General features: G+C 73.3%; 27 protein-coding genes. 16 read left to right on the plus strand and 11 right to left on the minus strand.

Annotated elements, in window-relative coordinates; genetic code table 11:
• Positions 1-55: 55 nt before the first annotated feature.
• Together PH191_RS28300 and PH191_RS28305 are read left to right on the plus strand one after the other, a co-directional pair.
• On the plus strand, positions 56-616 hold the full coding sequence (locus PH191_RS28300) for a TetR/AcrR family transcriptional regulator (protein WP_274197973.1): 561 nt from the start codon (positions 56-58) through the stop codon (positions 614-616).
• Positions 613-984, plus strand: coding sequence for a DUF6463 family protein (locus PH191_RS28305; RefSeq protein ID WP_274197974.1), 372 nt, complete (start codon positions 613-615; stop codon positions 982-984). The genes PH191_RS28300 and PH191_RS28305 overlap by 4 nt, the downstream gene beginning before the upstream one ends.
• On the opposite strand, the gene PH191_RS28310 is transcribed toward PH191_RS28305, so the two are convergent.
• Positions 955-1,452 (minus strand): MarR family winged helix-turn-helix transcriptional regulator, encoded by a 498-nt coding sequence (locus PH191_RS28310; protein ID WP_274197975.1) that lies wholly within the window; start codon positions 1,450-1,452, stop codon positions 955-957. The genes PH191_RS28305 and PH191_RS28310 overlap by 30 nt on opposite strands.
• A 108-nt stretch (positions 1,453-1,560) precedes the next feature.
• Here PH191_RS28310 and PH191_RS28315 point away from each other — a divergent pair, with 108 nt between their 5' ends.
• The 4 genes from PH191_RS28315 (at position 1,561) to PH191_RS28330 (ending at position 5,125) form a co-directional block, all read left to right on the plus strand.
• Positions 1,561-2,505: an NADP-dependent oxidoreductase gene (locus tag PH191_RS28315; protein WP_274197976.1), complete on the plus strand. Its 945-nt coding sequence runs from the start codon at positions 1,561-1,563 to the stop codon at positions 2,503-2,505.
• 236 nt (positions 2,506-2,741) lie between these two features.
• Positions 2,742-3,152: a hypothetical protein gene (locus tag PH191_RS30165; protein WP_420791860.1), complete on the plus strand. Its 411-nt coding sequence runs from the start codon at positions 2,742-2,744 to the stop codon at positions 3,150-3,152.
• On the plus strand, positions 3,142-3,582 hold the full coding sequence (locus tag PH191_RS28325) for an alpha/beta hydrolase (protein WP_274197977.1): 441 nt from the start codon (positions 3,142-3,144) through the stop codon (positions 3,580-3,582). The genes PH191_RS30165 and PH191_RS28325 overlap by 11 nt, the downstream gene beginning before the upstream one ends.
• Before the next feature lie 40 nt (positions 3,583-3,622).
• Positions 3,623-5,125, plus strand: a complete 1,503-nt coding sequence (locus PH191_RS28330; RefSeq protein ID WP_274197978.1) for an amidase — start codon at positions 3,623-3,625, stop codon at positions 5,123-5,125.
• On the opposite strand, the gene PH191_RS28335 is transcribed toward PH191_RS28330, so the two are convergent.
• A complete protein-coding gene (locus tag PH191_RS28335) occupies positions 5,115-5,330 on the minus strand; it encodes a hypothetical protein (RefSeq protein ID WP_274197979.1) in 216 nt (71 codons plus the stop codon). The two genes, PH191_RS28330 and PH191_RS28335, sit on opposite strands and share 11 nt — an antisense overlap.
• Positions 5,331-5,723: 393 nt before the next feature.
• Between PH191_RS28335 and PH191_RS28340 the strand changes: the two genes are divergently transcribed.
• Together PH191_RS28340 and PH191_RS28345 are read left to right on the plus strand one after the other, a co-directional pair.
• Positions 5,724-7,073 carry a Rieske 2Fe-2S domain-containing protein gene (locus tag PH191_RS28340; RefSeq protein ID WP_274197980.1) on the plus strand — a complete coding sequence of 450 codons (1,350 nt, stop codon included), beginning with the start codon at positions 5,724-5,726 and terminating at the stop codon, positions 7,071-7,073.
• A 17-nt stretch (positions 7,074-7,090) separates the two neighbouring features.
• Entirely contained in the window at positions 7,091-7,339 is a 249-nt protein-coding gene (locus tag PH191_RS28345) for a hypothetical protein (RefSeq protein ID WP_274197981.1), read from the plus strand.
• A gap of 8 nt (positions 7,340-7,347) precedes the next feature.
• On the opposite strand, the gene PH191_RS28350 is transcribed toward PH191_RS28345, so the two are convergent.
• The 8 genes from PH191_RS28350 to PH191_RS28385 form a co-directional block, all read right to left on the minus strand.
• Complete coding sequence (locus PH191_RS28350; RefSeq protein WP_274197982.1) at positions 7,348-8,697, minus strand: HNH endonuclease signature motif containing protein; 1,350 nt, start codon at positions 8,695-8,697, stop codon at positions 7,348-7,350.
• A 51-nt stretch (positions 8,698-8,748) separates the two neighbouring features.
• Positions 8,749-9,615: a proprotein convertase P-domain-containing protein gene (locus PH191_RS28355; RefSeq protein WP_274197983.1), complete on the minus strand. Its 867-nt coding sequence runs from the start codon at positions 9,613-9,615 to the stop codon at positions 8,749-8,751.
• Between the two features lie 117 nt (positions 9,616-9,732).
• Positions 9,733-10,065 carry a Rieske (2Fe-2S) protein gene (locus PH191_RS28360; RefSeq protein ID WP_274197984.1) on the minus strand — a complete coding sequence of 111 codons (333 nt, stop codon included), beginning with the start codon at positions 10,063-10,065 and terminating at the stop codon, positions 9,733-9,735.
• 5 nt (positions 10,066-10,070) lie between these two features.
• The gene (locus PH191_RS28365; RefSeq protein ID WP_274187135.1) at positions 10,071-10,274 is read right to left on the minus strand and encodes a 2-hydroxymuconate tautomerase; all 204 of its coding nucleotides are present in this window, start codon (positions 10,272-10,274) and stop codon (positions 10,071-10,073) included.
• A 59-nt stretch (positions 10,275-10,333) separates the two neighbouring features.
• Positions 10,334-11,101 (minus strand): 2-keto-4-pentenoate hydratase, encoded by a 768-nt coding sequence (locus PH191_RS28370; RefSeq protein ID WP_274197985.1) that lies wholly within the window; start codon positions 11,099-11,101, stop codon positions 10,334-10,336.
• A complete protein-coding gene (locus tag PH191_RS28375) occupies positions 11,101-11,892 on the minus strand; it encodes a 2-keto-4-pentenoate hydratase (RefSeq protein WP_274197986.1) in 792 nt (263 codons plus the stop codon). The genes PH191_RS28370 and PH191_RS28375 overlap by 1 nt, the downstream gene beginning before the upstream one ends.
• Positions 11,893-12,684 carry an IclR family transcriptional regulator gene (locus PH191_RS28380; protein ID WP_274197987.1) on the minus strand — a complete coding sequence of 264 codons (792 nt, stop codon included), beginning with the start codon at positions 12,682-12,684 and terminating at the stop codon, positions 11,893-11,895. It lies immediately after the preceding gene.
• Entirely contained in the window at positions 12,681-13,370 is a 690-nt protein-coding gene (locus PH191_RS28385; RefSeq protein ID WP_274197988.1) for a hypothetical protein, read from the minus strand. Before PH191_RS28385 ends, PH191_RS28380 begins: the two co-directional genes overlap by 4 nt.
• A gap of 135 nt (positions 13,371-13,505) precedes the next feature.
• Between PH191_RS28385 and PH191_RS28390 the strand changes: the two genes are divergently transcribed.
• The 4 genes from PH191_RS28390 to PH191_RS28405 are packed head-to-tail and all read left to right on the plus strand — an operon-like array spanning position 13,506 to position 17,303.
• A complete protein-coding gene (locus PH191_RS28390) occupies positions 13,506-14,420 on the plus strand; it encodes a catechol 2,3-dioxygenase (protein WP_274197989.1) in 915 nt (304 codons plus the stop codon).
• A 17-nt stretch (positions 14,421-14,437) separates the two neighbouring features.
• On the plus strand, positions 14,438-15,376 hold the full coding sequence (locus PH191_RS28395; protein ID WP_274197990.1) for a catechol 2,3-dioxygenase: 939 nt from the start codon (positions 14,438-14,440) through the stop codon (positions 15,374-15,376).
• Between the two features lie 12 nt (positions 15,377-15,388).
• Positions 15,389-16,480, plus strand: coding sequence for a histidine phosphatase family protein (locus tag PH191_RS28400; RefSeq protein WP_274197991.1), 1,092 nt, complete (start codon positions 15,389-15,391; stop codon positions 16,478-16,480).
• Between the two features lie 4 nt (positions 16,481-16,484).
• A complete protein-coding gene (locus PH191_RS28405; RefSeq protein ID WP_274197992.1) occupies positions 16,485-17,303 on the plus strand; it encodes an IclR family transcriptional regulator in 819 nt (272 codons plus the stop codon).
• 117 nt (positions 17,304-17,420) lie between these two features.
• Here the strand turns inward: PH191_RS28405 and PH191_RS28410 are convergent, their stop codons facing one another.
• Positions 17,421-18,038, minus strand: a complete 618-nt coding sequence (locus PH191_RS28410; RefSeq protein WP_274197993.1) for a TetR/AcrR family transcriptional regulator — start codon at positions 18,036-18,038, stop codon at positions 17,421-17,423.
• A 47-nt stretch (positions 18,039-18,085) separates the two neighbouring features.
• On the opposite strand from PH191_RS28410, the gene PH191_RS28415 reads away from it, so the two are divergent.
• The 4 genes from PH191_RS28415 (at position 18,086) to PH191_RS28430 (ending at position 23,513) form a co-directional block, all read left to right on the plus strand.
• Positions 18,086-19,000, plus strand: a complete 915-nt coding sequence (locus PH191_RS28415; RefSeq protein ID WP_274197994.1) for an alpha/beta fold hydrolase — start codon at positions 18,086-18,088, stop codon at positions 18,998-19,000.
• 53 nt (positions 19,001-19,053) lie between these two features.
• Complete coding sequence (locus tag PH191_RS28420) at positions 19,054-20,601, plus strand: MFS transporter (protein ID WP_274197995.1); 1,548 nt, start codon at positions 19,054-19,056, stop codon at positions 20,599-20,601.
• Positions 20,601-22,205 (plus strand): amidase family protein, encoded by a 1,605-nt coding sequence (locus tag PH191_RS28425; protein WP_274197996.1) that lies wholly within the window; start codon positions 20,601-20,603, stop codon positions 22,203-22,205. The genes PH191_RS28420 and PH191_RS28425 overlap by 1 nt, the downstream gene beginning before the upstream one ends.
• Before the next feature lie 135 nt (positions 22,206-22,340).
• A complete protein-coding gene (locus tag PH191_RS28430; protein WP_274197997.1) occupies positions 22,341-23,513 on the plus strand; it encodes a cobalamin-independent methionine synthase II family protein in 1,173 nt (390 codons plus the stop codon).
• Positions 23,514-23,515: the final 2 nt, after the last annotated feature.

A 23,515-nucleotide genomic window follows, 5' to 3' on the forward strand; every position in this document is an offset into this window, starting at 1 on the left:
ACTGTACGGACGCGTGATAGCGGAGAAACGGCAGCTCACGGCCCATGACTGGGCGGTGACCGCCCTCGCGGCGATGGGCCAGGGCGGCGCGGCGGCGGTGGCGATCGAGCCGCTGGCGAAGCGGCTGGGCGCCACGCGCGGCAGCTTCTACTGGCACTTCTCCTCGCGCGGCGACCTCGTCCGGGCCGCCCTCGTGCTCTGGGAGCGCCGCGAGACCGAGGACGTGATCGCGTGGGTCGAGGCGATGCCCGGACCCCGCGAGCGGCTGCGCGCCCTGCTGCTCGCCGCGCTCGAGAGCACCACCGGTCCTGCGGCCGACGTCGAGCTCGCGCTGCAGGCGAGCGTCGACGACCCGGACGTCGCCGAGGCCCTGGCGCGGGTGACGCAGCGACGGCTCGCGTACCTCGCCGACCAGTTCGCCGCCCTCGGCCACGACCCGGACGGCGCCCGTGAGCGCGCCGTCATGTCCTACAGCGCCTTCCTCGGGCACGCGCAGCTCGTGCACGCGACGCCGTCGCTCGCCCCCACGGGCTCCGCGCTGGCCGGCTACGCCGACCGCTGGATCGCCCTGCTCGCCGACGAGGCACTGGTCGCGACCCCGGAGAGTGCCCGGTGAGCGGCCCCGGTCGGTGGCTCCAGGTCGTGGGCCTGGGACACGGCGCGATCGGGCTCTGGACGTACCGCGACGTCCTCGCCGGGACCGCCCGGGAGGTCCGTGAGCGAGGGCCCGCCGGGATCGTCGGCGCCGTCCCCGACCGGGGCGACCGGGCGACCGCCTTCTGGTTCCTCGTCGCCGCGCCGGCGCTGTGGAGCGTCGGGCGCACGTTGCAACCCGGCGACCGCGCCGCGGGCGGCGTCCTCGCGGCCACCGGCGTCGTCGGCACCGTCCTGATGCCGACCAGCGGCTTCCCGGCCCTCGCCGCCCTCGGGGCCTGGGCGGCGCTCGGCCGGAGCTCACGTGCGGCGGCGCCGCGCCTCCGCTGAGCGCGGCGGGGCCGCGCGCATGTGGTCGCGCACCGGCTCCAGCAGGTCGGCGAGCCGCTGCGCGTCGGCCCGCGAGAGCGGCTCGAAGAGCATCTGACCGACGACCTCCTCGTGGCCCGGGAGCACCGTCGCGAGGAGCGCCCGGCCGGCCTCGGTGATGGTGAGGGTGACGCTGCGCTCGTCGTCCACCGACGGCGCGCGGGCGACCAGCCCGGCCTTCTCCAGGAGTCCGGCCTGGTAGGTCAGGCCGCTGCGGCTGTGGACGATGGCGTCGGCCAGGTCGGTCATGCGGTGGCTGCCGGTCGGGGACAGCCGCAGGCGCATGAGGATCTGGAAGCGCACGAAGGTCAGGCCGCCCGCCTCGCGCAGCTGCTGCTCGATCGCGTACCGCAGCAGGTCCGACACCTCGACCAGGGCGAAGTACGCGCCGAGCTGTACCGGGTCGACGGAGTGCGGCGGCTCGGGCACGCCGGGAGTCTACTTGCTTCGAGTTCGAAGCAGAGCTAGCGTCGGAAGCGCTTCGAGTTCGAAGCAACAGCGATCCCATGACGCGATCTTGCGAAGCGAGGCCCGGACGTGAAGGCAGTGCGTTTCCACGAGTACGGCGGCCCGGACGTGCTCCGGTACGAGGACGTCGAGCAGCCCGTCCCCGGGCCCGGGGAGGTGCGGGTGCGGGTCGCCGCCACGACCTTCAACCTCGTCGACGACGGCATCCGCGGCGGCTACCTGCAGGGCCCCTTCCCGGTGGCGCTGCCGCACACGCCCGGTATCGAGGTCTCCGGCACGGTCGACGCGCTCGGCGACGGCGTCGACGGGCTGTCCCCCGGCGAGGAGGTCGTAGGCTTCCTGCCGATGGTGGCGGACGGCGCCGCGGCCGAGTACGTCGTCGCGCCGGCCGAGGTCCTGACGCGCGCACCGTCCGGCGTCGAGCTCACCGACGCCGCCGCCCTGCCGATGGTGGGCCTCACCGCCTGGCAGGCGCTGGTCGACGACGCGAAGCTCACGGCCGGGCAGCGCGTGCTGATCAACGGCGCGGGCGGCGCCGTGGGCGGCTACGCCGTGCAGCTCGCGAAGCACGCCGGCGCCCACGTCGTCGCGGTCGGCAGCCCGCGCAGCAGTGCCGGGCTGCGCTCAGCAGGGGCCGACGAGGTCGTCGACCACACCACGACCGAGGTGACGGCCGCGGTGACCGAGCCGGTCGACGTCGTGCTCAACCTCGCCTCGATCGCCCCGGCGGAACTGAGTGCGCTGGTCGGCCTCGTGCGGGACGGCGGCGTCGTCGTGAACACCGTGCCAGGGACGCCGGCCCCCGCCGACGAGGCCCGTGGCGTCCGGGCGATCGACGTCTTCGTCCGCAACGACGCCGAGCAGCTGGCGCACCTGGTCGCCCTGGTGGAGGCCGGCGACCTGCGGATCGACGTCGCCCGCCACGTGCCGCTGGCGGAGCTCGCGGGCGTCCACGCCGAGGCGGACGCGGGCACCCTGCGCGGCAAGGTGGTCGTCGTGCCGACCCCGGCCTGAGTACCCCGGCCTGAGCGGTCAGAGATTGGTCGGCGAATCTGCCTGACTCCCCGGTCGGATTGATCAACCCTGGACGGGACGGCGCGAGACTCGAGGTATCCGTCCGACACCAGCGACGCCGGGCGACTTCCCGCCGTGGCAGACCGTCTACTGGTACGTCAACCAGTGGGAACAAGCCGAGATCACCGCGAACAGCTGCGTATGGCCGAGGGCCGGCTCGGCACCCGGTGCGGAGCGTGTTCGCCGACGTCGGCTTCGCCGGACGCCTGCTCGCCCGGGCCGCGACCGTTCCGAACACCACGCTGCACATCGGGCGCGAACCCGCCGGCCAGCGCGGCTTTGCGGTCAACCCGCGACGATGGGTGGTCGAGCGGACCTTCGCACGGCTCACCGCCCGAGGACGCCCCGCGATCCGACAGCAGCGCCGCCGATTCGCGGCCCTCCATGATGTTCACATCACGTTCTCGAGCGGACGGCTGCTGTGCGGTCGGACGTCCGGGTCACGGTCGAGTCCCTGGCCTGTTCATCACTCCCAGCACCCATCGGACACTGTGCCCTCCGGGGCACACTCAAGCCCGGCGGTGCGCCGGTTCCGCACCGAGCCGCAGATCGGGTTGACTGTGCTGCAGCGGCACGGTGTTGCGTGAGACTCGCCCCGACCGCCCCCACAACGGGAGAATCGATGACCAGCGCACGGCCACCCCGAGAGCCGCTGCCCGATCTGATCGACATCGAGGAGTTCGTCGGCGACCCGGAGCTCGCCGGCCCCTCCGTCTCTCCCGACGGCCCCCGGGACAGCTGCGCGGTCTGGTCCGCCGAGCCGGAGCCGACCTACCCTTCTCGGGCCCGGTCGAGGGACTGCCGCCGACGCTCGTCGTCTCGATCACCGGCGACTCGCCCACCCCGTACCCCGCCGGGATCCGGCTGGCCGAGGCCCTCGGGAGCAGCCTGCTGACCGTCGAGAGCGAGCAGCACACCGTCGTCGAGGCCGGCAGGAACGTCTGCGTCGCCGACTCGACGCCCGCCTACCTCGTCCACCTGCGGACGCCGCCGGCGGACGCCCGCCCCGCCCTCTGATCGACGAGCCGCCCGAACCCCGACGAAGGAGAACCCGCTGATGGACGGCGCCGGACTCACCCGGCTCGACGCGACCGCCCAGGCCGACCTGGTCCGCGCGGGCCAGGTCACCCCGACCGAGCTCGTCGAGGCCTCGATCGAGGCCGTCGAACGGCTCGACCCCCGGCTGGGCGCCGTGTTCACCCCGACCTTCGACCACGCCCGCGACCACGCCGCCGCCGTGTCGGCGCGGGCGCCGTTCCCGGGGGTGCCGATCCTGGTCAAGGACATCCTGCTGGAGCTGGCGGGATACCCCTACGGCCACGGCGGGCTGCGCCTGCTGCGCGACCGCGGCCACGTCTCGGACCGGACCACCTACGTGGCCGCCGGGCTGCGCGCCGCTGGCTTCGCGTTCCTCGGCCGCAGCACCTCGGCGCTGCAGGGCGTGGAGCTCGGCGTCCCGGACCTCGCACTGCACACGATGCCCCGCAACCCGTGGAACACCGACTTCTCCACCGGCGGGTCGAGCAGCGGGTCCGCCGCGGCGGTCGCGGCCGGGCTGGTGCCGATGGCCCACGGGAACGACGGCGGTGGTTCCCTGCGGATGCCGGCCGCGCTCTGCGGGCTGGTCGCGCTCAAGCCCACCCGCGGGCGGGTGTCACCCGGACCGCTGGTCGGCGCCGTCAACTCCACCGCCCAGTCGTGGATCGAGGACTTCGTTCTCACTCGCACGGTGCGCGACACCGCCGCGGTGCTGCCCCTGCTCGGCGGCCGCCGGCCGGGAGACCCCCTCCCTCCCCTGCCGCCGTTGCGCCCGGGCGGCGACGGCGCGCGGCTGCGGATCGGGATCACCACCACCCCGTTCGCGGACGTGCCCGAGCTGACCGTCGACGCGGCGTGCGTCCGCGCCGCGACCGATACCGCCACCCTGCTGTCCGAGCTCGGCCACACCGTGATCCCGGTCGACCAGCCCCGCTACGACCTGCTCGCCGACGAGTGGCGCTACGGCCTGTCCGGGCCCGCGCCGATCATGCTGGCGCGCGACCTGGACGGCGTCGCCGACATCATCGGCCGTCCCCTCACCCCGGACGACGTCGGGCCGGTGCTGTGGACCACGGCCGAGCAGGGCCGCTCCTTCAGCGCCCTGCAGGCCCTCGAGTTCGCCGAGTTCGTGCACCGCACCTGCGTCACCTTCGACCGATGGTGGGAGGAGCAGGACCTCGACCTGCTGCTCACCCCCACCGTCGCCCGGCGAACCCCGCCGATGACCGACTACCTGCCCCCGCCCCACGGCGACTACGCCGTCAGCCTGGACGACCCGCTGTCGGTCGCCTACGCCCTCGCCGCCCTGATGCCGCTCATCTGCTTCACCGCGCTCTACAACTGGACCGGCCAGCCCGCTGTCTCCCTTCCGCTCGGCGTCGACGACGACGGCCTACCCGTCGGGATCCAGCTCGGCGCCCGACGCCTCCGCGAGGACCACCTCCTCGACGTCGCCTCCGAACTGGAGACCGCCCGGCCGTGGGCCGGCCGCACCCCCGCCGTGCACGCCGCTACGGGTTGACCGACCTCACGCCCGCTCGTCCCGGTGCCCACCGGAGGTTCGACCCGCAGCAACGCCTGGACCCGGCGGAAGACGTCGAGCTGGGCAGGGCCATGCGTTCGGCCAGGTCCTGGCGCGCCTCGTGGTCGGCGTCGGGGGCCAGGGCGTCGAACGCGCCGTCGGTCGGGTCGGTGGGCACGTTGCGCAGCAGCACCGCCGACTCCATCAACGGGTCAACCGACCGCGGCGCCGACAAACGCCATCAAGCTCGGGGTCTCGAGCGAGGTCCAGGACGCCGGCGGAGCCGACAGCTCCGGCAACCTCGTCTTGCACTGCACCGCCGCGTGCAACGTGCCCGCCCGGTGCAACTCCATGAGCGTGCTGACGCGTCACCGCGGAAGTCCCGAACGAACTGCACGAACCGCTCATCGCCCAGAGGCCACCCGGTGGGCCGGCTACGCGACAGCAGCGCCGGACTTTCTCGGCGTCGGCCTGACCCATCTCACACACGCTGTGAGCATCTCCGCGGGCCCCATCCCGCGGAGAGGGACACAGCTCTTCTCGTCGCCCGGCCGGCTCCCTAGCGTCGTGGACACCGCCACACGCCCCGGAGGGCCGCATGCTGACCGCCGAGCAGAACGAGGAACTCACGGCCGTCGAGGCCGGTACGCCGATGGGCGAGGTGCTGCGCCGCTACTGGTACCCGGTGGCGTTCGCCCGCGAGCTGCAGGAGTTCCCCGTCAAGCGCGTCGAGCTGCTCGGGGAGTTCTTCGCGCTCTGGCGCTCGCCGTCGGGCAAGTACGGGATCATCCCGGAGCCCTGCCCGCACCGGAAGGCGTCGATGGCCTACGGCGTCGTCGAGGGCGACGGCCTGCGCTGCCCGTACCACGGCTGGAAGTTCGACACCGACGGCGCGTGCACCGACCAGCCGGCGGAGAAGGAGAACACCAACTTCGCCGAGCGCGTGCGCGCCACCGCCGGGAAGGTCGAGGAGCTCGGCGGGCTCGTGTGGGCCTACCTCGGACCGGACCCGGCGCCGCTGCTCCCCCGCTTCGACGTCTACGTCATGGACGGGTACCGCGACATCGGCTGGGCCGACATCCCCTGCAACTACGTGCAGGTCATGGAGAACGCGGTCGACCCGCACCACGTCGAGCACCTGCACGGCCGCTACTTCGAGTTCATCGGGAACCACGAGGGCTTCGTCGCCCCGGCGTCGTTCGGCAAGAAGCACCAGCGCATCGGCTTCGACGCGTTCGAGTGGGGCATCATCAAGCGCCGCGTGCTCGCCGGGGCGTCGGAGGACAACGACGACTGGAAGGTCGGGCACCCGCTCGTCTTCCCGTACAACATGCGTGTCGGCGGTGGCGGCATCCACCAGATGCAGATCCGCGTGCCGATCAACCGGACGACCACCCGGTTCATGCTCTACACCGTCCACGCCCCCGAGGGCTACGAGCCGGTCGAGCAGCAGACGGTGCCCGACTACGAGATCCCGGTGTTCGACGACCGCGGCCACCACGTCGTGAACTACGTCGAGGGCCAGGACATCATGGCCTGGTGCACCCAGGGTCGGATCACCGACCGGACCACGGAGCACCTCGGCCGCTCGGACATCGGCGTGGCGCTGCTGCGCAAGATGTTCCGCCAGTCGATGCAGGCCGTCGCCAAGGGCGAGGACCCGCTGGGCACCATCCGCGAGCCCCACGAGCGCATCGACCTGCCTTGCGAGAAGGACAAGTTCCACGCCGGCGGCGCCGAGTTCGCCCTCGACTTCTGCAACATGGGGTCGACGCGCTACTCCCCCGACCTCGAGGCCATCCGCCAGGTGCACATCACGGCGGCGGCCCGCGTGGCGGCGGACAAGGAGGCCGGCCGCACGTCGTTCACCCCCGTGGGCGGCATCGGCACGGCCACCCTCGCTCCGGAGACCTCCGCGCAGGTGGACTCGGGGACGATCCCTCGGTGAGGCCGTCTCGTGGGAGCGTGGCCGACGTGACCCAGGCCGACGGCTCGCCCGGCGCCCGCATCGACCGGCGGTTCGCCGCCGACGTCGAAGCCCATCGTCGCGACGCTCCGCGGTTCTGCCCGCAGTGCGCACGGGACCTCGGGCTCGCCAACGAGTTCTGGGAGGGCGACCAGCGCCGGTTCTACTGCTGGTGCGCGACCTGCGACTGGACGGGCGAGGTCACCACCACCGGCGAGACGGCGATCGGGCACGAGCCGGAGCACTGAGCCTGCGCTCAGAGGGGGACGCGGGGTCGTCCGCCGAGGCGGGGTTGCTGGTCGGGGTCGATCCAGGGCGGCGGGGTGAACCACGGCAGCCCGTTCTGGATCTCGACGTTCCAGTGGCCGGCGTGGATCAGCTGGTGGTGGAAGCGGCAGAGCAGCACCAGGTTGTCCAGGCGTGTCGGACCACCGTGGAACCAGTCACGGATGTGGTGGGCGTGGCAACGCCGCGGCCGCCGTGAGCAGCTCGGGAACGCGCAGCCACCGTCGCGCAGGTTCAGCGCGCGCCGCAGGGCGTCGGTGACGGTGCGCGACAGCCGCCCCACGTCCAGCGGCTCGGATTTCGAGCCGAGGACGATCGGGACGATCTCGGCGTCGCAGGCCAGGCGGCGCACGGTGTGCGGGTCGACCAGCGCCCCGGAGTCCAGGGTGCCGTGCCCGATCGCCTGCTGCAGCCACCGGTGATCCATCGTGATCGTCAGCAGGGGACGTCCCGGACGATCCACCGCCCCCGGGCGCGGAGAGGACCCCGGGCGCGGGGACGGCTCCGGGCGGCGGGGCTCGGGGATCAGGGCCTCGTCATCAGTCCCGGTGTCATCAGTGCCGGTGGCGGGGTGTTCGTGGCGGGTGTCGTCGGCGAGGCCGCCGGGGCGCCGCGCGTCGTGCACGAGGTCCTTGAGCCCGTCGAGACGGCGACGCTCCAGGCTGCGCGGATCATCCGGCCCGCACGGGACGGCCAGCCCGTCGATCACCTCGACGAACGCCTCGGCATCGCTCGGATCATGCAACCGACCCTTGAAGGCCAGCGACCCATCCCGTCGGCGCACCACCTGCAACTCATCACAGGCGTCCTCGCCCTCGGGCGGGACATCACCGTCCGGGTCGAAGTGCTCGATCAACGCCTTCGCATACCGGCGCAGCATCCGCGGCGGCAACACCCGGGCGTGCTCCGCGAGCGTGCGCTCGGCCCCGAACCAATCGGCCACCGACAACCCCTCGACCCGATCCAGGCGGGTCATCGTCTCCCGGATCACCGTGAGGTGCCCCGAGTGAATCTCCCCCGACCCGGCCACGATCGCGGTGACCGGCAACCGCGGCGGTAGCGGCTCACCGCGCAGCGACACCCGGGCCGTCAGGTCCGCGGCCTCACCCACCAGCCGCTTCGCCTCGGGCTGATCCACATTGCCGCACTCCTGCAACAACCGGACCGCACTACGGTCCCCGGTCTGCTCGGCCACCCCGAGCCGCTCCAGCTCGGCGATGTCCCCCAACAACCGGAACTGCTCGGCGCGCAACGCGACCAGGCGCGTACGGGCACGGTCGAGCGCCTCCCGCTCCACCACCCCCAGCACCCGTTCGCTCATGTGTTCGATTCTAGAGCCGACCCCCGACAACGCCGGGCCCGCGACCAGGGCCTACCGCTCGGCGGTGATGTTCCAGCTGGTCAGGTTGCCGCGGTCGATGGCGACGCCGTCCGACACCGTCAGCGTCCAGGGCCCGGAGACCGACTGCCCGACCAGCGGCGCCAGCGGACTCCCGGGCTGGCGGCTGTCGAGCTGCAGGTTGAGGTTCGGGTTGGCGCGCGTGCAGTCGTTGCTGTCGGCCAGGACCGTCTGCTGGCCCTGCGGCGAGCGCAGGGAGACGACGAGGTCGCAGGTATAGGGGTGCGTGATCGACACGCCCACCTGGATGGCCGACACCGTGCCGGAACCGTCGAGCTCGATCGTGTCCGTGACGCCGGCGGGGCTGGAGTCCGGGATCGCGAGGCTGCGCTGCGACGCGCCCGTCACGGTGCCGCCCGCGCCGAGGGCGATGACGAGCACGATGGCCACCACGAGGACGACCAGCAGCGCGACGCCGCCGAGGATCCAGGGCAGGGCCTTGTTCTTCTTCTGGGGCGGCGGCCCGTAGCCGTAGCCCGGCTGCCCGTAGCCGGGCTGCCCGTAGGGCTGGCCGTAGCCGGGCTGCCCGTAGCCCTGCTGGCCGTAGGGCTGTCCGTACCCGGGCTGGCCGTACCCCTGCTGCCCGTAGCCGGGCTGGCCATAGCCCTGCTGGCCGTACCCCTGCTGCCCGTACCCGGGCTGCTGCCCGTAGCTCTGCTGGGACGGGTCGCCGGTCTGGCCCCCGTAGTACGGCTGCGGACCGGACTGGCCGTACTGACCCGGCTGCTGCTGCCCGTACCCGGCCGCGGACGGGTCCGCCTGGGGCCCGTGCTGGGTGGGCTGGGACCCGAACGACTCGGGGTGGTTCGGGTCGCCGGACCCGCCGAAGGGGGAGGACACTCGCGGCAACTTACCTGTCGCATCCCGTACCGGACCCGGTCCCGTCGAACGGTTCCCGGCGAATCCCGGCGCGTTCGTCGATCTTGCGCCGAGAGTGGACGTTCCGGGACGAACCCCTCACTCCTGGGCGTGCGCCCGGAGCCGTTCGGACCAGGACAGCGTCCGCGGTGGGTCCCCGACGTCGGCGTAGACCTGCCCGTCGATCTCGCGGACGGGGTGCACGCCGAGCACGTGCTGCGGCGAGGTCGAGCACTCCCCCGTGTCGACGTCGAAGCGGTACCAGTGCCACGGGCAGACGAGCGTGCGCCCGTCGCGGACCCAGCCCTGCTCGAGCGGCCCGCGGTTGTGCGGGCAGTGGGCGTCGACCACCCGCCACCCGTCGGGCAGCTCGAGCGCGACGAAGCGCCGGCCGTCGTCACTCTCGACGACGCCCGGCCCGTCGACGCGCACGAGGCTCACCTCTGACCCGACGCCCTCAACGCGGCGAGCGACTCCCCACCCACGAACCAGTGCTCGGGCTCGCACTCGGTGACGACGACCCGCACGTTCCCCGCGGGCGCCCCGACCGCGCGCGACACGGCAGCGGTGACCTCCTCCCCGAGCGCGGCGAGCTGCTCGGGGGTCCGTCCCCGGGCGAGGGTGATCTGTACGAGCGGCATCCGAGTGCCTCCATTCGTCACCCGTGAGCGAAGTTCCCGGCCATAGCCGGGAACTCCACTCACGTACAGGCGAGCTCCACCGTCCCGAGACGGTCGATGGTCACGGTCACGACGTCGCCGGGGGCGACGGGCGTGGCGGCGGTGAGTCCGCCGGAGAGGATCACCTCGCCGGCGGCGAGGCCCTCGCCCGACGCCGCGAGACGGCGCACGAGCCAGGCGACGGCGGCGGCCGGGTGGCCGAGGGACGCCGCCCCCGACGCCGTGGCCACGAGCTCGCCGTTCTTCTCCAGCAGCACGCCGACCAGCCGGACGTCGACGCCCGCCGCGGGCACCGGACTGCCGACGACGAACCGCGCGGCCGAGGTGTTGTCGGCGACGACGTCGGCCATCGTGAAGCGGTAGTCGCGGAACCGGGAGTCGAGGATCTCGATGCCCACGGCGAGGCCCGAGGTCGCGCCCAGCACGTCGGACGCGGTGACGTGCTCGCCCGCGAGGTCACGCCCCATCTGGAACACGATCTCCGGCTCGGCACGCGGCTGGATCAGCTCGCCGGTGCGCAGCGGCTCGCCGAGGTCGAGCGCGCCGGTGCCGGGCAGGAAGCCGAACACCGGGTCGGCCACCCCGACCTGGGCCTGCTTGGCCCGCGACGTGACCCCGAGCTTCCAGCCCACCCGCGGCCCGGCCTGCTCGCGCAGCACGCGCTGCACGGCGTAGCCGGTCTCGAGGTCCAGGTCGCCGACGTCGTCGGAGAGCGGCTCGATCGCCGTGCGCTCGGTGACGGCCTTGGTCAGGCGCGCGGCGAGGTCGTGGACATCCACGGAAGCCATCAGCTCGTCTCCTTCACGCGGATCGTCACGGGTCCGAGTCGGTCGAACTCCGCCCGGAACACGTCGCCGGCCTTCAGCGGCACGGCGGCGTGGAGCGCGCCGGTCATGATCAGGTGGCCGGGCTCGAGGGCGGCGCCGGCCTCGCCGAGCACGTTGGCCAGCCAGGCGACGACGGCCAGCGGGTCACCCAGCGCGGCGGCTCCGGCGCCCGTGTCGACGAGCTCGCCGTTGCGGGTGAAGGTCATCCCGATCAGCCGGGTGTCGAGCCCCGCCAACGGCACGAGCCGCGACGAGACCGCGACCGCGCCGTTCGACGCGAGGTCGGCGACGGTGTCGGCGAGCTTGATCCGCCAGTCGGCGATCCGGGAGTCGACGATCTCCATCGCGGCCGCCGCCCCGGCGATCGCGGGCGCGACGTCGGTCGGCGTGATCCCGGGCCCCTGCAGGCGCGACCCGAGCACGAACACGATCTCGGCCTCGACCTTGGGCGCGATGAAGCGGTCGAGCGGGATCGCGTCGCCGTCGCGGTAGACCGTCGACGAGAGCACCGGGCCGTAGTCCGGGGTGTCGATCCCGATCATCTTCTGCATCGCCGCCGACGTGACGCCGACCTTGTGCCCCACCACCCGGTCACCGTCGGCGAGCAGCAGCGGCACCAGCTCCTGCTGGATCGCGTAGCCGTCGGCCATGCCGAGGTCGGGCTCGGTGTCGGTGAACGGTGGGATCGGCACGCGGGTGCGACGCGCTTCGTACAGGGCCCGCGCCTTCGCGGCCGCGTCGGTGACAGGCACTCAGCTCTCCTTCTGCAACGACATGACGTCCTCCGACCAGCCCAGACGCCGGGACACGGCCTCGCCGGCCTCGACGACGACGCGGGCCAGACGCTTGCGGGGCATGGCACGGAACCGGCTCACGGGCGCCCCGATCCCGATGGCGGCGACCACGGCGCCGTGCCGGTCGCGGATGGGCGCGGCCAGGGAGGCGATCCCGATCTCGCGCTCGTCGACGGCGTCGGCCCATCCGCGGGCGCGCACGGTGCCGAGCGCCCGGCGCATCTCGTCGGGGTCGGTGATCGTCTGCGGGGTGTGGCGCGTCAGGGACGCGGTGGCGAGGAAGCGTTCGCGCACGGGCTCGGACGCGAACGCCATCAGTACCTTGCCTGAGCTCGTGCAGTGCACGGGCACGCGCCGGCCGGTCTCGGTGAACAGCCGCAGGGCGTGGCTGGACTCGAGGCGGTCGACGTAGACGACGTCGTGCCCGTCGAGCATCCCGACCTGCGCGGACTCGCCGGTCTCCTCCCGCAGGTGCGCGAGCACCGAGCCCGCGGCGGCGTGCAGGTCCATGTGGACGCGCACCGCCTCGCCGAGCTCGAAGACGACGAGACCGAGCCGGTAGCCGCCGGTGGCGGGGTCCTGCTCGACCAGCCCCTCGGTGGCGAGGGTCGTGAGCAGCCGGTGCACCGCGCTCTTGCCCAGCCCGAGGCGCCGCGCGAGCTCCGAGACCCCGAGCGACTCCTCCCGCGTCAGGAACGCCTTGAGCAGGCGCGCGGCGTTGGTCACGGTCTGCAGGGGCGCGTCGGTCACACCGGTTCCTCGGTGAACGCCTTCAGCAGCACCTTGCGCACCCCGTCCGGGTCCGGGGTCGCGCCCGGGCGCAGGGACGCGTCGACGGCCTCGCCGACCGTCGCGTCGTGGGGTCGGATGGCGCGGGCCAGCAGGACCTGCGCGCGGGCGAGCCCGGCGACGGCGGCGCCCTCCATCTCGTCGACCAGCGCCTCGCGCCCGCGGGCACGATCGCGCAGGCGCTCGAAGTCGCGCGTCGCGGCGGAGTGCGCGCTCGCGAGCCCCGAGCCGACGTGGCCCGCGTGGTGCGGCGAGAGACCGGAGCCGGGCTGCGTGACGACGTGGTAGACGACGGTGGCGATCCCCAGCGCGCCGCGGACCTTCTCCGACGCCGGCCCCTCGGACTCGTCGATCAGCCCCAGCGCCGGCACGACCACCGGGTCGTAGAACCGGACCGTCCACTCGAGGCCCTCGAACTCGCCGGGCACCTCGACCTCCTGCCCGCGCGGGGGCCCGAGACCCTCCGTCGTCGCCAGGATGTGCAGGTTGCGCGCGCCGACCGCGGCCACCGTGAGACGCCCGGCCGCGAGCAGCGGCAGACGCCCCTGGACGGCGGGCGGGAACGTCGTCGCCTGCTTCACGTAGGCGCGGTGGATGCCCTCGACGTAGCCGGCGACGGCCTTGCGCATCGCCATCGGGTCCGCCATGCCGACCCCTCCCGTCAAGCCCTCGCCGCGACCGTCGTTCCGTAAAGCGGAACGCACTGTCTTCCTTCCGGAACGCTAGGGCGGTTAGCGTCGTGGCGTCAAGGAAGCCGGCTCGCCCGGGAAAGGGCATCTCGCATGGGAATCCTCCGCCTGGCCCACGTCGACGTCCGCACGCCAGACCTCGATCTCTCCACCGCGTACTACACCGAGGTGATGGGTCTGCAGCAGGTGCAGCGCACCGACGACGCGGTCTACCTCAAGTGCTGGGACGAGGAGGACCACCACTCCCTGCGGATGCGCTACAACCCGCGCACGGGGCTGGACTCCTTCACGTTCCGCGTCGAGGAGGAGGACGACCTCCACGACTTCGAGAAGAAGGTCGAGGCCTACGGCTGCCCGACGCAGCGGGTCAGCCGCGGCGGGGCGATCGGGCAGGGCGAGTCGATCCGCTTCGAGGTCCCGTCCGGCCAGATCATGGAGCTGGTCTGGGACATCGAGAAGACCGGCAACATCCTCGGCAAGCACAACCCCTCGCCGGTCCCGCCGCCCGACATGCAGGGCATCGCGCCCCCGCGCATGGACCACATGCTGGTCAACGCGGAGGAGGTCGCGGAGTCGGCGGCGTTCTTCATCGACGTGCTCGGCATGCGGATGACCGAGCAGGTGCTCGACGGCAACGGCCACCAGCTCGGCGTGTGGCTCGCGGGCAACACCCGCTCCCCGCACGACATCGCGATCGTCAACGGCCCCAACGGCGCCCTGCACCACTGGGCCTACTGGCTCGACGACTGGGACCAGATCCGCAAGGCGGCCGACACGCTCGCCTACAACGGCGTGCAGATCGACCAGGGCCCGACGCGCCACGGCGTCACGCGCGGCAACACCATCTACTTCTTCGACCCGCTCGGCATCCGGAACGAGGTCTTCACCGGCGGCTACTGGGTCGACCCCGACACCGAGATCCTCACCTGGACCGAGGACAACTTCGGCAAGGGCCTCTTCTACTACGAGAACGTCATCAGCCAGCGGTTCCTGCGGATGCACACGTAAAGGGGACGACGACAGACGTGGCCACCACATCGGACCGGATCATCCGGCTGCAGCACGTCGAGGTCCGGGTCCCCGACCTGGAGCTCGCCACCGCCTACTACACCGAGGTCCTGGGCCTCATCGAGACCGCCCGCGACGAGCGCGACGGCGCCCCGCGGGTCTTCCTCAAGTGCTGGGACGAGCGTGAGCACCACTCGGTGATCCTGCGCGAGGCCCCCACCTACGGCCTCGACCACATGTCGTTCAAGCTCAACGAGGCATCTGACCTCGACCACTTCACGACGAAGCTCGAGGCGGCCGGCGTTCCGGTCAAGCGGTTCGCCTCCCGCGAGCTCGGCCCGGGCTGGGGCGAGGCGATCCGCTTCGAGTCGCCGTCGGGGCACCTCGTGGAGCTGACCCACGGCACCGAGCGGATCGGCAACATGCTGCCGAAGACGAACCCGCCGCCGCGTCCGCAGGACCTCATCGGCATCGCGCCGCCGCGCCTGGACCACCTGTTCGTCATGGCCGAGGACGTCGAGGCGTTCACGGCGTTCTTCACCGAGCTGCTCGAGTTCCGGCTCACCGAGCAGATCCTCGCCAACGACGGCCACCAGCTCGCGACGTTCCTCGAGCACTCGCACACCCCGCACGACATCGCCGTCATCACGGGCCCGAACGGGGCGCTGCACCACTTCGCGTTCTGGCTCGACGACTGGAACGCGATCCGCGAGGCCGCCGACGCGCTCGCGTACCACGGCGTGAACATCGACGTGGCCCCCACGCGCCACGGCGTGACCCGCGGCTACACGACCTACTTCTTCGACCCGGCGGGCAACCGCAACGAGCTCTTCACGGGCGGCTACTGGGTGGACCCGGACTTCGAGCCGATCACCTGGACCGAGGAGGAGATGGGGCGCGCGATCTTCTACTACCACCGCCAGGTCAACGAGCGCTTCTTCACTGTTCACTCCTGATAGGGGCAGATCGTGACCAGCACCGACAACCGCCCCGACGCCCGGTCCGTCCACCGCTACGAGGCCCCGGACTACCTGTCGCGCTACCGCTCGCGTCGGGGTGGGGACAAAGCGCCGGAGTCTGCTGCCCCGCCCTCTCCCGAGGCACCGCCGGAGGGTGACAACACCCCGCTGTACCTGCGCCGCTTCCGTGAGCGGGGCTCGGCGGCCGCGGACACGGCGACGGTCGAGTACGACGGGAAGACCTTCACGCCGGCGCTCGCCGAGGCCAGCCGGGGCAAGGAGGTCGCGGCCCCCGTCGAGCGGCGGGCGTCCGAGAAGATCGTCTGCGAGATCTCGATCATCCGGCACGGCATCACCCAGGGCTACTCCACCGACGCCGGGCTGACGCCGATGGGCGGCTGGCAGGCCCACCGCCGCGGCCACGAGCTCGCCCGGCGCTTCGACGCCGGCGACAGCGTGCGCCTCGTCTGCGCCGACACCAACCGCGCCCGCCAGACCGCCGACCAGCTCTACAACGGCGTCACCGACGGGCTCGAGATGTGGGGCATCGAGGCCGAGATCACCCGGCCGGAGCCGATCCCGGAGCTGCGCAACTTCGGCGTCTGGACCCCCGACGGGCTGCGCGACGTCACCTCGGCGTTCCGCCAGTACCAGGCCACCAACGAGACGCTCGAGCGCCTCGCGGTCGGCGACCGGCCCCGCTGGCTCGTCGAGATCGACCGCTTCTACCGGACCCAGCTGGGCGGGGCGGACCCGATCCAGGAGTGGCTCACGATCCCGATGATGTACTTCGAGCCGCCGGCGATGTGCGTGCGCCGGTTCTGGCGCGGGTTCCACCGGCTGATCACCGAGTCGACCCAGGAGGACGGGTCGCTGACCCACCGCCGCATCCTCGCGGCGACCCACTCGGGCCCGATGCGCGCGTTCGCCACCTGGGCGCACGGCTACGACCCCGGCGAGCCGCTGAACACCGAGGAGATCCGGGTCAAGGTGCGCGAGGGCGGACGCAGCGCGTTCGTCTCCTACCGCAACCGCGTCACCGAGGTGAACGTCCCACCGCCCGACGAGTTCCCCCAATGGGAAGAGACCGGGGAGGCCTGATCCGATGACGGTGCTGTCGTTGCCCCCGCTCGACCTCGACGCCGCCGTCGCGCCGGCCGAGGACGACTCCCCGCTGCGGTCGGTGTCCACCGCCGTGGCGGTGCTCGACTGCTTCGCCGAGGAGGCCGAGCTCGGCGCCACCCGCGTGGCCGCCCGCCTCGGGATCGCCAAGAGCACCGCCTGCCGGATGCTGGCCGCGCTGGCCACCGGCGGGCTGCTCGAGCGCACCGGCTCCGGGCGCTACCGCCTGGGCCTGCGGCTGTTCGAGTACGGCCAGCTCGCCGTCGACCGCCTCATGCTCCGCGACGTCGCCCTGCCCGCCATGGGCGAGCTGCGCGAGCTGCTGCGCGAGACGATCCAGCTCGGCGTCGTCGTCGGCACCGACGTGCTCTACGTCGAGCGCACCGAGGCCGCGAGCATGAACGTGCGCTTCCGCAGCGAGCACCGCCGCAACCCGGCGCACTCGTCGAGCACCGGGCGCGTGCTCGCCGCGGGCGACCCCGCGCTGGCCACGGCGATCCTCGAGCGCGGGTTCGTCCGGTACACGCCGTTCACGGTGGTCGACCCGCAGCGCTACCGGCAGATCCTCGCGACCACCCGCGAGCAGGGCTACGCGACCTCGCGCGAGGAGTTCGAGCCCGGCTGGTCCTCCATCGCGGCGCCGATCACGATGATGCGGGGCGGCCGCCCGCACCCCGTGGCGGCGCTCTCGGTGGTGGCCCCGACCTCCCGCGTGCTGGGGCACCGCAAGCCGGCGGTGGTCCAGGGCGTCCGCCGCGCCGCCGCCCGCGTCTCGGCGGACCTGGAGCGCGCGCGCAGTTAGTCCGCGTGGCACCGTCCCGGTGCAAGCCCTGCGTCCACGCTGGCACTGCAATACAGCACGCCGATAGGGCCAGGATCGCCACATCGTCGCCGGCGCGACACGCCGTGTGGACCGCGATCAGCGGCTCGCGGGCGCGTCCAGCATGGCCGTGAGGATGCCCGTCAGGACGCGACGGAACAGGTCGTCCGACGGCGGGCCCGGGGCCGCGCCGGCCAGGAGCGCCGCGAGCCCGGGCTGGCGGTCCGGCTCGAGGTCCCGGAAGAGCTCGGGTCCCGGCGAGGGCCCCGCGCCCGCGAACAGCGCCGCCGCGCCGTTCGTCAGGGCCACGGCCTCCATCACCGCGCGACCGGGGGCCCCGACCGGCGTGAGCACGGCGATCACCCACTCGACGTGGTCCAGCACGTGCGGGCCCAGGGGCGACGGCAGTGCCGACGCCGCCGCCAGCCACGGGTGCGCCCGGTGCAGGGCGACCTGCTGCTCGGCCACGGCCAGCACGTCCTTCAGCCAGTCACCACTCGGATCCGGATGGTCCAGCGCCGCCGAGACGACGTCGACCATGCGACCGATCAGCTCCTCGCGCGAGGCCACGTAGCGGTACAGCGCCGGCGCGGTGGTGCCGACGGCACGGGCCACCGAGCGCATGGTCACGGCGTCGAGGCCCCCGCCGTCCGCGAGCGCGACGCCCGCCTCCGCGATGCCGTGGACGGTGAGGGATCGCGCCGGTCCGGGGCTCATCGTCGTCGACCCTATCTGTTAACGTTGTTCGCAGATAGGAGGGCCCCATGGCCGACGTCGAGTTCGCGCGGAACGGCCCGGTGTCGATCGCCTACGAGGCCTTCGGGGACCTCGCGCACGGCCGCCCGCTCCTGCTGATCATGGGCCTGGACTTCCAGATGGTCTGGTGGCCCGACGGGTTCGTCGACCGACTCGTGGACGCCGGCTTCGCGGTGGTCCGCTTCGACAACCGCGACACCGGGCTCTCGACGAGCTTCGCGCCGATCGCGCGGCCGCGTCCGTTCCGCGCCCTGCTGGGCGGCGTGACACCCGCCTACACCTCGCGCGACATGCTCGACGACGCGCTCGCCGTCATGGACGCCGTCGGCTGGGCGGACGCGCACGTCCTGGGCGGGTCGATGGGTGCGGCGCTCGGGCAGGGCCTCGCGATGGAGGACCCGCAGCGGGTGCGGTCGCTCGTCAGCGTCATGGGCGCGCCCGCCGACAGCGGGGTGCTGGGCATGCTGCGCTACGTCCGGCCCGGCGTGTTCCGCGCCCTGGCCCGCATCCGGCCCGGGGAGACGGACGAGGAGCGGGTCGACGCCCTGGTGGAGATCTACCGCGCAGTCGGCGCCTCCCCCACGTACCCCTTCCCGGAGCAGTGGGCGCGTGAGACGGCACGGGTCAGCCACGCCCGACATCCGCGCGACCAGGCCACCACCCAGCGCCAGCTCGCGGCCGGCCGCGCGCACCGGTTCCCGGGCCTCGCGACGATCGCGGCTCCCACGCTGGTGATCTCCGGTCTCGACGACCCGCTGGTCCACTGGACGGCGGGCCGGGACACGGCGCGCCGCATCCCGGGCGCCCGGTTCGTCGGCCACCCCGGGATGGCCCACGCGATGCCCGCCGAGCTGTTCGACGAGATCGTCCGGGACGTGCAGCGTCTGGCCGTCGACGCCGACGGGCCGCCGGCGAGGACGTGAGCCCCGCCGCAGCACCGACATGAGCGCGCAGCACCCCGGGTAGCCACGGAACCGTGCCTGCGACGGATCACGAGCGCGACCCGCGCCCGGACGACGAGGAGACGCCCGACCCGCGACGGTGGAAGGCCCTCGCCGTCTGCATGCTCGCCGGCGTCATGATCTTCGTCGACGTCAGCATCGTGAACGTCGCGCTGCCGTCGTTCACGGCCGGGCTGGGCGCGAGCCCCACCGACCTCTCGTGGATCGTCGCCGGCTACACGCTGACGTTCGGGCTCGCCCTGGTCCCCGGTGGGCGCCTCGGCGACGGGCGTGGCCGCAAGCGCATGCTCGTCGCGGGCCTGGTGCTCTTCGCGCTCGCCAGCCTCGCCGCGGGCCTGGCCGCGACGCCGCTGTGGCTCGTCGTCGCCCGTCTCGTCCAGGGGCTCGCGGGCGGGCTGGTCAACCCGCAGCTGCTCGGCCTCATCCAGCAGATGTTCGCCGGCGCGGAGCGGGGCACGGCGTTCGGGATCTTCGGCGCCGTCAACGCGTCGTCGACGGCCGTCGGGCCCCTGCTCGGCGGGCTGCTCATCGAGCTCGGCGGACCGCAGGAGGGATGGCGCTGGATCTTCCTGGTCAACCTGCCCCTCGCGCTCGTCGCGCTCGTCCTCGCCCCGCGTCTGCTCCCGGCCGACCCGGCGCGGGACGAGCGGGCACGGACCTCGCTCGACCCGGTCGGCGCCGTGCTCCTGGGCCTCGCCGTGCTCGGGGTGCTGCTGCCGGTGGTGCTCGCCGAGCGCGACCCGGCCGCCGCGCCGTGGTGGACGGCCGGGGTCGGGCTGGCCGTCGGCGTCGCCTTCGTGGCCTGGGAACGCCGGTACGCCCGGCGGGGAGGCGAGCCGCTGCTCAACGAGCGCGTGCTGCGCAGCCCCGGCTACGTCCTCGGCACCGGCCTCGGCACGCTCTACATGGCCGGGTCGACGGCGATCTTCTTCGTGCTCACCGTCTACCTGCAGCAGGGACTGGGCTACTCCGCGCTGCTCGCCGGGCTCGCCACCATGCCGTACGCGGTGGGGTCGGCCCTGGCCGCGGCGTGGGGCGGCCGCATCGTCGGGCGTGTCGGACGCCCGATCGTGGTCGCCGGCACCGTCGTCATGGCGGCCGGGATCACCGCGACCCTGCTCATCGTGCGCGCCCGCACGGACCCGTCGACGGGTCTGCTCACCGCCCTGCCCCTGTTCGTCGCGGGGCTCGGGAGCGGGCTCGTGATCACCCCCAACCAGGCGCTGACCCTGCAGGACGTCCCCGTGGACCAGGGCGGTACGGCGGGCGGGATGCAGCAGACGTCGCAGCGCATCGGGTCGTCGATCGGGATCGCCCTGGTGGCCACGGTGTTCTTCGCCGCGCTGGCCGCCTCCGGGCAGCAGTACGGGACGGCGCTCGCCGCAGGCCTGCTGGTCGTCCTCGTCTGCGTCCTCGCGGCCTTCGCGCTCGGTCTCGCCGACGTCCTGCGTCGTCGCCGCGGGCGAGCCGCGACACCCCCGATCGGTGACGTCGGGACCGGGGTGCTCTCCGGGACCGGGACGGATGTCGAGGCCCACGCGACCGGGCACCCCCACCACTGATGACCCCCGACCCCCGTCTCCGGGCCCTGCTCGCCGTCACGGCCGTCCTCGCGGTCCTGCTCGGCGGCTGCGCCGACCGCCCGGTCACCGAGACGGCGCCGACCGCGGCAGCTCCCGCGGCCGAACTCGACCTCCAGAGCGCCGACCTCGCCACCCTGCAGAGCGCAATGGCGCAGGGCCGGCTCTCGGCGGCCGCGCTGACGGCGTTCTCGATCGAGCGCATCCGCACGGTCGACCCGGGGATCCACTCGGTGCTCGCCGTGGACCCGACGGCGGTCGACCAGGCCGCGGCCAGCGACGGGCGCCGGGCCACCGGACGCACGGGGCCGCTCGAGGGCATCCCGGTGCTGGTCAAGGGCAACACGAGCGTCGGGCCCTCGTTGCCGACGACGGCGGGCTCCCTCGCGCTGGCCGACTCGCGCCCGCCGGAGGCCCAGGTCGTCCGGCGCCTGCGCGACGCCGGCGCGGTGATCCTGGGGAGCACGACCCTCACGGCGTGGGCGGGCGCGCGCTCGTCGCAGTCGGCCAGTGGCTGGAGCGCGACCGGGGCGACGACGGGCAACCCGTACGACCCCACCCTCACGGCCTGCGGATCCAGCTCGGGCTCGGCGGTCGCGGTGGCGGCCGCGATCGCGCCCGTCGCCCTCGGCACTGAGACCTCCGGCTCCATCGTCTGCCCGGCGGGCACCAACGGCGTCGTCGGCGTCAAGCCCGGCGTCGGGCTGGCCAGCCGGAGCGGGGTCGTGCCGTACTCGCCGGCCCAGGACACCCCCGGGCCGTTCGCGCGCTCGGTCCGCGACGCCGCGCTCGTGCTCTCGGTCGTGCAGGGCACCGACCCGAGCGACCCGGCCACCGCGGAGGCCGACGCGCACCGCGTCGCGCCGACCCCCACCCCACGGCCCCTCGCCGGCGTCCGCCTCGGCGTGCTGCGCCAGGACCAGGGCGCGAGCGACGAGACCGATGCCGCGTACGCCGCCACGGTCGATCGCCTCCGCGGCCTCGGCGCCGTGCTCGTCGACCCCGTCGACCTGCCGAGCTCCTCCCGGGCGAGATCGGCATCGAACGCCGCGCTGCCGTTCGAGATCGCCCACGACCTCACCGCCTACCTGAACTCGCCGGGCGTCTCGGGTCCGGGCTCGCTGCCCGAGCTCATCGCGTTCGGCCGCGAGAACGCCCCCCGGGAGATGCCGTTCTTCGGCCAGGAGCTCTTCGAGGAGACCGCGGCGACCCGGGGCGACCTCGCCGACCCCCGCTACCGCGCCGCGCGACGGGAGGCGGTCGACCTCAGCCGCGCCGACCTCGACGCCGCGCTGGCCGGCGGACGCCTCGATGCGCTGATCAGCCCGACCAACGGCCCGGCCTGGCCCACCGACCTCGTCAACGGCGACCACTTCGCCGTCAGCCCCGCGGGCCCGGCGGCGACGGCGGGCTACCCCAGCATCAGCATCCCGATGGCGAGGGCCCACGGGCTGCCGCTGGGCCTGTCGCTGATCGGCACCCGCTGGTCGGAGGGCCGGCTGCTCGAGGTCGCCGCCGGGATCGAGGCCGGACTGCCGGCGCGCGTCCCGCCGCCGCTCCCGGCGGCCCTGGTCGCGACGCGCTGAGGCCGCTCATGATCGAGGCGGATTTCCTGGCCTTCAGTGCCAGCGTGGACGCAGGGCTTGCACCGGGCCGGGGGTGTTCGCGTGGCGGGAACGACGTGATGCCGGGCACCGCGCCGTCCTCCTAGCGTCGAGGACATGCAGCGCAGCACCGACCGCGTCCTGACGACCCACGTCGGCAGCCTCGCCCGGCCCGAACCCCTGCTGGACACCATGCGGGAGAAGGAGCACGGGCGGCCGTACGACGCCGACCTCTTCGCCCGCCAGGTGACCGACGCGGTCGCCGACGTCGTCGCGAAGCAGCGCGAGGTCGGGATCGACGTCGTCACCGACGGCGAGATGGGCAAGGTCAGCTTCGCGACCTACATCCAGCGCCGACTCGGCGGCTTCGAGCCCGCGTCGTCGGGCGAGCGGCTGCTGCCGCCGTCGTGGCAGCTCGAGATCGACGCCTTCCCGGAGTACTACGAGGGCTACCTCGGGAAGTACTCGAAGACGGTGGCGCCGATGGTCAGCGTCGCCTGCACGGGGCCCGTCTCCTACATCGGCCACGACGAGCTGCAGGCCGACATCGCCAACCTGCACAAGGCGGTCGCCGGGGTGTCCGGCGTCGTCGAGACGTTCATGCCGTCGACGTCGCCGCGCGGCTTCGGGCGCAACGCCTACTACGCCACCGACCGCGAGTACTACGAGGCCGTCGGCGAGGCGCTGCGCGAGGAGTACCTGGCGATCATCGAGGCCGGGTTCCTCCTGCAGATCGACGACCCGTGGCTGATCGAGATCCTCTCCGACCCGACGCTGGAGCCCGCCGAGCGCGACCGCACCGCGCGCGAGCACGCCGAGATCGTCAACCACTCCCTGCGCGGCGTCCCGATCGAGAAGATCCGTCTGCACACCTGCTACGGCCTCAACCACGGCCCGCGGGTGCACGACATCTCCATGGGCGAGGTCGCGCCCTACATGCTCGGCATCCGGGCCGGCGGCTACTCGTTCGAGGTCGCGAACCCGCGGCACATGCACGAGTGGAAGGTCTGGGAGGACCCCGCGGTCCGCAACGCGCTGCCCGACGGCGCGGTGCTGATCCCCGGCCTGCTCGGCCACGCCCAGAACTACGTGGAGCACCCGGAGCTGATCGCCGACATGATCGGCTGGTACGCCTCGTGCGTCGGGCGGGAGAACGTCCTCGCCTCCGCCGACTGCGGCTTCTCCTCGCGCGCGAGCTACGCGCCCGAGGTGCACCCGAGCGTCGTGTGGGAGAAGTTCCGCGCGCTCTCCGAGGGCGCCGCGATCGCGACCTCGCGCCTCTGGTCGTAGGC

Origin of the sequence: Actinomycetospora callitridis (assembly GCF_028737265.1) — a bacterium.
Taxonomy (GTDB): domain Bacteria; phylum Actinomycetota; class Actinomycetes; order Mycobacteriales; family Pseudonocardiaceae; genus Actinomycetospora; species Actinomycetospora callitridis.

Excerpts from the sequence above, each read along its gene's own strand:
- PH191_RS28385 (WP_274197988.1), bottom strand. The coding sequence starts at position 13,370 with ATGGCGGACCCGATGGCGATGCGCAAGGCCGTCGCCGGCTACGTCGAG.
- PH191_RS28370 (WP_274197985.1), bottom strand. The coding sequence starts at position 11,101 with ATGGCTTCCGTGGATGTCCACGACCTCGCCGCGCGCCTGACCAAGGCC.
- PH191_RS28390 (WP_274197989.1), top strand. The coding sequence starts at position 13,506 with ATGGGAATCCTCCGCCTGGCCCACGTCGACGTCCGCACGCCAGACCTC.
- PH191_RS28430 (WP_274197997.1), top strand. The coding sequence starts at position 22,341 with ATGCAGCGCAGCACCGACCGCGTCCTGACGACCCACGTCGGCAGCCTC.
- PH191_RS28405 (WP_274197992.1), top strand. The coding sequence starts at position 16,485 with ATGACGGTGCTGTCGTTGCCCCCGCTCGACCTCGACGCCGCCGTCGCG.
- PH191_RS28335 (WP_274197979.1), bottom strand. The coding sequence starts at position 5,330 with ATGGAGTCGGCGGTGCTGCTGCGCAACGTGCCCACCGACCCGACCGAC.
- PH191_RS28365 (WP_274187135.1), bottom strand. The coding sequence starts at position 10,274 with ATGCCGCTCGTACAGATCACCCTCGCCCGGGGACGGACCCCCGAGCAG.
- PH191_RS28340 (WP_274197980.1), top strand. The coding sequence starts at position 5,724 with ATGCTGACCGCCGAGCAGAACGAGGAACTCACGGCCGTCGAGGCCGGT.
- PH191_RS28415 (WP_274197994.1), top strand. The coding sequence starts at position 18,086 with ATGGCCGACGTCGAGTTCGCGCGGAACGGCCCGGTGTCGATCGCCTAC.
- PH191_RS28350 (WP_274197982.1), bottom strand. The coding sequence starts at position 8,697 with ATGAGCGAACGGGTGCTGGGGGTGGTGGAGCGGGAGGCGCTCGACCGT.
- PH191_RS28425 (WP_274197996.1), top strand. The coding sequence starts at position 20,601 with ATGACCCCCGACCCCCGTCTCCGGGCCCTGCTCGCCGTCACGGCCGTC.
- PH191_RS28410 (WP_274197993.1), bottom strand. The coding sequence starts at position 18,038 with ATGAGCCCCGGACCGGCGCGATCCCTCACCGTCCACGGCATCGCGGAG.
- PH191_RS28330 (WP_274197978.1), top strand. The coding sequence starts at position 3,623 with ATGGACGGCGCCGGACTCACCCGGCTCGACGCGACCGCCCAGGCCGAC.